Raw genomic sequence first — 7,462 nt, 5'->3', positions numbered from 1 at the left:
TGTCCGGTCTGGCGCTACTGGCCGCTGCGAACGGCGGAGCCGAGGACCGCCCCGTGCTGGAGGAACTCCAGGGCGGCGGTGTCGGTGAATCCGAGCTGCTGCCGATCGCCCACTGGATGCTCAACCGCGAGGGTTCCTACGGCCGTTATGCGCAGTGGATGGTGCTGGACCTGCCCACCGGCATCGACCACGACGCCCTCGTCGCCACGCTCTCGACGGTCGTGGACCGGCACGACATGTGGCGCTCCCACCTGGTCCACGGCCATGGCGACGACGCGCCGAAGCTTATCACCGGCGAGCCGGGCTCCATCGACATATCGACTCTGTTGCATCGCGTCGCATGCAAGGGCGTCACCGACGAGAAGGCCTGGGGCGCCCTGATCTCGGCCGAGTTGGACCGGGCCCTGGACCGGCTCGACCCCGCCTCCGGGACCATGCTGCAGTTCGTCTGGTTCACCCCGACCGGCACCGGCACCGGCACCGGCACCGGCAACGGCCGCCTCCTCGTGGCAGCCCACCACCTCGTCGTGGACGGCGTGTCCTGGCGCATCCTCGTCCCGGACTTCATCGAGGCGTGGCAGGCTGTCGAGGCAGGTCGGACCCCGATGCTGTCCCGCGTCGGCACCTCGGCCCGGCGCTGGAGCGCTGCCCTGGCCGAGGAGGCCCGCAGTCCCGGGCGCGTCGCCGAACTGGACCACTGGACGTCGGTCCTGGCCGCCCCCGACCCCGCCCTCGGCTCCCGTCGCCTCGACCCCTCGCTGGACACGACGGCCACGGTGGACCGGGTTCGGGTGCGGTTGTCCGCCGAGGTGACCGAGGCGCTGCTGACGCGGCTGCCGGAGGTGTTCCGCTGCGGTCCCGACGACGCTCTGCTGGCCGGGATGGCGCTGGCCGTCGCGGCGTGGCGGCGGGCCCGGGGCGGTTCGGAACACTCGGTACTGGTGAACATGGAGGGCCACGGCCGTGAGGAGGACGCCGTTCCCGGCGCGGACCTCTCCCGCACCGTCGGCTGGTTCACCACCCTCTATCCGGTCCGGGCCGACGTCGCCGGAATCGACCTGGACGACGCCTTCGCCGGCGGACTCGCCGCCGGCCGGGCCGTCAAGGCGGTGAAGGAACAATTGCGGGCCGTCCCCGACAAGGGCATCGGCTATGGCCTGCTCCGCCACCTCAACCCCGACACCGCCACCATCCTGGCCCAACTGCCCACCGGACAGATCGGCTTCAACTACCTCGGCCGGTTCACCGGCGCCGAGATGCCCGAGAGTCTGCGCGGTCAGGGGTGGACGCCCGTCGCGACGCTGGAGGGTGTGTCCGCCGACTTCGACGCCGACATGCCTCTCGCGCACGCCCTCGACATCAACGCGGTCGTCACCGACTCCGCCCAAGGGCCGTCTCTGCAGGCGACGTTCGCCTGTGCGACCGGCGTCCTGACCCGCGACGAGGTCCAGGAACTCGCCGATCTGTGGGTGGAAGCGCTGACCGGACTCGCCCGGCACGCCGCCGCCGACGGTGCCGGCGGGCTCACGCCGTCCGACCTGCCGATGGTGTCGCTGTCCCAGCTCGAGATCAATGTGCTGGAGGCCCGCCACCAGGATGTGATGGACGTCTGGCCGCTGACACCCATGCAGTCGGGACTGTTGTTCCACGCGATGCTCGCCGGTCGCGAACTGGATCCGTATCAGATGCAGTTCGCGATGCACCTGGACGGTGTGGTCGACCCGGTGCGGATGCGGGCGGCGGGGCAGGCGCTGCTGGACCGGTACCCGAACCTGCGGGTGGCGTACGGGTTCGGCTCGGACGGGGAACCGGTGCAGATCGTGCCGGCCCGGGTCGAGCTGCCGTGGGAGGAGATCGACCTGCGGGACCTGCCGGAGGGCGAACGACAGGTCCGACTGCAGGAGTTGCTGGCCGCCGACCGGCAGGACCACTTCGACGTGCTGGTGGCGCCGTTGGTGCGGATGAAGCTGATCCGGGTCGGCGAGCGGCGCTTCGAGCTGGTACTGACGGCCCATCACCTGCTCTTCGACGGCTGGTCCACTCCGCTGCTGATGCAGGACCTGATGGGCCTGTACGTCGAGCACGGCGACGGTTCGGCGCTGCCGAGGGCCCGGAACTACCGGGACTTCCTGAAGTGGCTGACCCGGCAGGACCGTGAGCTGTCCGCACGCACCTGGGCCGAGGAACTCGCGGGCGTGACGGAGCCGACGCTGCTGGCGCCGCGGGCCCGGCAGGCGGACACGGACGGCGGCATGGGCCGGTACCAGGTGGGTCTGTCACCGGAGAGGGCGGAGGAACTGATCCGGCGCGCGGCCGAGTTGGGTGTGACCGTCAACACCGTCGTGCAGGGCGCCTGGGCGATCCTGCTCGGTCAGCTGTCCGGTCGTAGCGACGTGCTGTTCGGCATGACCGTCTCCGGTCGCCCGCCGGTCGTGCCCGGCGTCGACGCGATGGTCGGGCTGTTCATCAACACGCTTCCGGTCCGGGTGCGTCACCAGCTGGGTGACTCGGTGGCCAAGGTGCTGACGGATCTGCAGGACAGGCAGGCGGCGCTGCTCGACCACCACCACCACGGCCTGGTCGACATCCAGAAGGCCACCGGCCTGTCCACCCTGTTCGACACCATCGTCGGCTTCGAGTCCTACCCGGTCGACAAAGAGGCGCTGACCCAGCCGATCGGTGACTCCGGGCTCACCATCAGCCGGTCGACCCCCGTGGACGGCACGCACTATCCGCTCACCCTGATGGCGGCGCCCGAGCCGCTGCGGATGTCGCTGCAGTACCAGCGAGCCGTGTTCGACCCGGATACCGTGGAGCGGATCTCCGAGCGCTATGTCCGGGTGCTGGAACAGATCATCATCGATCCCTCCGTGGCGGTCGGTGTGATCGACGTCCTCACCTCCGCCGAGCGGGCGCTCGTGGTGGACGAGTGGAACGACACCGGGCGGCGTGGGGCCGATGCCACGCTGGCCGGTCTGTTCGAGGCCGTCGTGGCGGCGTCGCCGGACGCGGTGGCCGTCACGGACGGCACCCGGTCGCTGACCTACGCCGAGCTGGACGCCCGTACCGCCGGACTCGCCGCCGAGCTGGCCGAGGCCGGTGCCGGCCCCGAGCAGGTCGTCGCCCTCGCGACGCGGCGCTCCGTCGACTACGTGGTGGGGCTGCTGGCCGTGGTCAAGGCCGGGGGCGCCTACCTGCCCATCGACCCCCAGTACCCGGGGCCGCGCGTGGCGTTCATCCTGGACGACGCCCGTCCGGTGGTGATCCTCACCGACCGCGAGACCGACGCGAGGCTGCCCCGGTCGGAGGTACCCCGGATCCACCTCGACGCCGAGCGCACCGCCGCCGCATCCGGCCCGGGCACGGACCGGCGCCCGGGCCCGCTGCCGGAGCACCTGGCCTACGTCATCTACACCTCCGGTTCCACCGGTGTGCCCAAGGGCGTCGCCATCACCCACCGCAACGCCGCCGACATGGCGCTGCACGGCTGGCCCGAGCCGGGCGGCCGGACCCTGCTGCAGTCCTCGATCTCCTTCGACGCGTCGGCGTTCGAGACCTGGCCGGCCCTGCTGGGCGGCGGCACCCTGGTGGTCGGCCCGGCCGACGCCGGTGACGTCGACGCGCTGGCCCGCGTCGTCGAGGAGCAGCGGGTGACCGCCCTGTTCGCGGTGCCCGCGCTGCTGGAGATGCTCGCCGCGGACGATCACGAGCTGGTGTCCCTGGAGCGGGTCGTCACCGGCGGGGACGCGGTCTCGGCGCGGGTGATCGAGGAGTTCCGGCGCAGGCACCCCGGCGTCGACGTCGTCAATGCCTACGGCCCGACCGAGATCACCGTCGACGCGACGTACCACACCGTGTCGGATCCGGCGCAGCCACGGTCGGGGGCCGTGCCGATCGGTGCGCCGTTGCCCAACACCCGTGCGTACGTGCTGAGTCCGGGGCTGGTGCCGGTACCGCCCGGAGTGGTCGGTGAGCTGTATGTCGCCGGTGCCGGTGTGGGGCGCGGGTACCGGGGGCGGCCGGGGCTGACCGCGCAGCGGTTCGTCGCCGACCCGTTCGACCCGGCCGGCGGCCGGCTGTACCGGACCGGCGACCTGGTGCGCTGGAACGAGGAAGGCGAGCTGGTCTTCGCCGGGCGCAGCGACGACCAGGTCAAGATCCGCGGTTTCCGTATCGAGCCGGGCGAGGTCGAGTCGGTGCTCGCGGGGCACCCGGCGGTCGGGCAGGCCGTGGTGGTCGCCCGGGACTCCGAGGCCGGCCCCGGGGTCCGGGACCTGGTCGGGTACGTCGTACTGGACAAGGAGGCCTCGCTGGTCCGCCGGGAGACGGTGGAGGAGGAGTCGGTAGGCCAGTGGACCGAGGTGTACGACGACCTCTACGCCCACAAGGAGGCGTACATCGCCGAGGACGCCGGCCCCGACGCGGCGGCACCGCAGGCCGAGTTCGGCGAGAACTTCCAGGGCTGGCACAGCAGTTACTCCGGAGCGCCGATCGCGCTGAGCGAGATGCGGCAGTGGCGGTCCGCGGCCGTCGACCGCATCCGGGCCCTCACGCCGTCCCGGGTGCTGGAGATCGGTGTCGGCTCGGGTCTGCTGCTGGCCCCGCTGGCTCCCGAGGTGGACGAGTACTGGGCGCTGGACTTCTCGAGCGCCACCATCGAGTCGCTCAAGGACCAGATCAGCGCCCTGGACGCGCCGTGGGCGGACCGGGTCAGGCTGGAGACCCGGCGGGCCGACGACATCGACCACCTGCCGGCCGGGCACTTCGACACGATCGTCGTCAACTCCGTCGTGCAGTACTTCCCCAACGCCGGCTATCTCCTCGACGTCATCGGCAAGGCCCTGAAGCTGCTGGCACCCGGCGGCGCGGTGTACCTCGGCGACATCCGCAACCACACGCTGCTGCGCGAGTTCGCCACCGAGGTACAGCTGGCGCGCGCGGACGCCGGCACCACCGTGGAGCAACTGCGGGAGCGGGTGCGGCTGGAGATCCTCGCCGAACGCGAACTGCTGCTGGCTCCGGAGTTCTTCACGGCCCTGCCCCGGCTGCTGCCCGAGATCGGCGCGGTGGACATCCGGCTGAAGGACATGGACTCGGCCAACGAACTCAGCCGGTACCGCTACGAGGTGGTGCTGCGCAGGGAACCGGCCGAGGTGACCTCCCTGGCCGGCGTCACGCCGGTCGCCTGGGACGGGTTCGGCTCGCCCGAGGTGCTGCGGCGGTTCCTGACCGAGCAGCGCCCGGAGAGCGTGCGGGTGAGCGGTATCCCCCACGCCGAGGTGCAGCCGGTGACCGACACCGTCCGCCGGCTGGACACCGCCGCAGGGCGGCTGCCCGCCGCCGAGGTCCGGCGGCCCGACGGCGACAAGGCGATGCTCACCCCCGGCGACCTGCGCCGGCTGGGGGAGGAGCTCGGCTACCGGGCCGTCGTCACCTGGTCGGCCGTGCCGGGCCGGATGGACGCGGTCCTGCTGCGGACGGGTGCGGAAATTCCGCTCACGGACGTCTTCCTGCCGGCCGGTCCGGTGACCGTGCTGTCCGAACACGTCAACGACCCGGACGCCGCGGGGCGCGTCGACGACCTGCGCCGCTTCATGGCCGACCGGCTGCCCGACTACATGGTCCCGGCGGCGTTCGTGGTGCTGGACCGGCTGCCGCTGATGCCGAACGGCAAACTCGACAAGGCCGCCCTGCCGTCCCCCGTCATCACCGGCAACGCCTACCGGGCACCGCGCACGGTGGAGGAGGAGGTGCTCGCCGGGATCTTCGCGGAGGTGCTGGGCGTGGACCGGGTCGGCGTCGACGACGACTTCTTCGCGCTCGGCGGGCACTCCCTGCGGGCCACCCGGCTGATCGGCCGGATCCGGGGCGCCCTTGGCGTGGAGGTCCCGCTGCGCGCCGTCTTCGAGGCGCCGACGGTCGCCGGGCTGACCTCGTACCTGCGGCCGGGCGCCGGGACACGGAACGCCGATCCGTTCGCGGTCGTACTGCCCCTGAAGGCCGACGGCATCCGCAAGCCGGTGTGGTGCCTGCACCCCGGAGGCGGACTGAGCTGGGCCTATCTCGGCCTGTCGGCGAGCTTCCCGGACCGGCCCGTCCACGGCATCCAGGCCCGCGGCTTCGACGGGGTGACCCCGCTGCCCGAGTCCATCGACGCGATGGCCGAGGACTACCTGGAGCAGATCCTCGGTACCCAGCCGGACGGGCCGTTCCATCTGCTCGGCTACTCGTTCGGCGGCATCCTGGCGCACCTGATCGCGGTGAAGCTGCGCCGGCGCGGCCTGGAGGTCGGCATGCTGGCCCTGCTGGACGCCGCCCCGCGGGACGGCGCGGACGCCTACGAACGGGCCGACTACGAACGGCTCATGCGCTCCGAACTGGAGAAGTACTTCGGCGCCATGCGCGGCGGCGACGACTACCTGCAGATGATCGACGTCGCCACGGCGATCATCACCGACCACCACGAGAAGCTGCAGTCCTTCGTCTCCCCGGTGTACGAGGGCGACGCTTTGCTGTTCACGGCGACGCTGGGTCGCGGGCCGGGCGACTCGACCGGCCGGGAGAAGTGGCGGGCGCACATCACCGGCGTCCTCACCGAGCACGAGGTGGCGTGCACCCACCACGACATGCATCTGCCGGAGAGCGCCTCGTTCATGGGCGCGATCATGAACAAGGATCTGGACGGCCGCGCATGACAGGGTGAACGAGACCGGGAAACGCGACGAGGTGGGCCGGTCGCCCGGCCCACCTCGTCGAACTGCCGCGCGGAGAGCGCCGCTAGTCGGCGATGCCCTTCCGCCGCCGCTTGAGCAGCCGGCGCTCCAGGGCCGGGGTCAGTTGGTGGACCACGGAGACGGTGCCGCAGACGGCGAGCCCGGTGACGTGGACCCGGTGCCTCGCCGAGTAGCCGGTGTTCACCCGGTCCTGCTTGAACCCGCCGAGGACGCCGGTGCCCTCGACATGCACCTCGACGTCGTCCGGGACGACGATGTAGACGGTGCCGATCCACGAACTGACGTGAATCGTGGTTTCCGGTCCGGTGAATTCCGCCTCGCGCAGATCGATCACCCCGGAACCGACGACGGCGGTCCCCCGGTATGAATCGCCCACCGTCCAGCGTCCCTTGCGGACGAAATCACTCAGAACACCGGTGTCCTTGCCGACGGACGGAGTGCGGCGGGCCCACTGGACCGGTTGCAGATCCTCCACGACGGCGTCGAGTTCACTCCTGGATCCGGCGCTGTAGACCACTTCCAGACGCTGCTCCAGCTCGTCGGGGGAGATACGTCCGTCGGCCGTGGCCTCCTGCAGTACGGCGGCGGCCCGTTCACGGTCGGCGTCCGAGGCCCGCAGGCCCGGTCGGGGGGAAAGGGACTTGCTTTTGGAGGAATCGTCACGCGATTCTTCGGAGGGCTGAGGGGAGTCCATGGATCGGAGCATACGCTTCCGCCCACGGCCGGAC

2 protein-coding genes are annotated in these 7,462 nt (G+C 71.4%); one reads left to right on the top strand and one right to left on the bottom strand.

What is annotated here, in order from left to right; translation table 11 throughout:
* The first annotated feature begins 53 nt into the window (after positions 1 to 53).
* Complete coding sequence (locus ACFVVO_RS27510) at positions 54 to 6,695, top strand: amino acid adenylation domain-containing protein (protein ID WP_390058270.1); 6,642 nt, start codon at positions 54 to 56, stop codon at positions 6,693 to 6,695.
* A gap of 82 nt (positions 6,696 to 6,777) precedes the next feature.
* On the opposite strand, the gene ACFVVO_RS27505 is transcribed toward ACFVVO_RS27510, so the two are convergent.
* Entirely contained in the window at positions 6,778 to 7,428 is a 651-nt protein-coding gene (locus ACFVVO_RS27505) for a DUF1707 domain-containing protein (protein WP_390058269.1), read from the bottom strand.
* Positions 7,429 to 7,462: the final 34 nt, after the last annotated feature.

It is taken from the genome of Streptomyces sp. NPDC058145 (assembly GCF_042884245.1).
In the GTDB taxonomy this organism is placed as follows: domain Bacteria; phylum Actinomycetota; class Actinomycetes; order Streptomycetales; family Streptomycetaceae; genus Streptomyces.
This window is presented reverse-complemented; position numbering and strand designations above follow the sequence as displayed.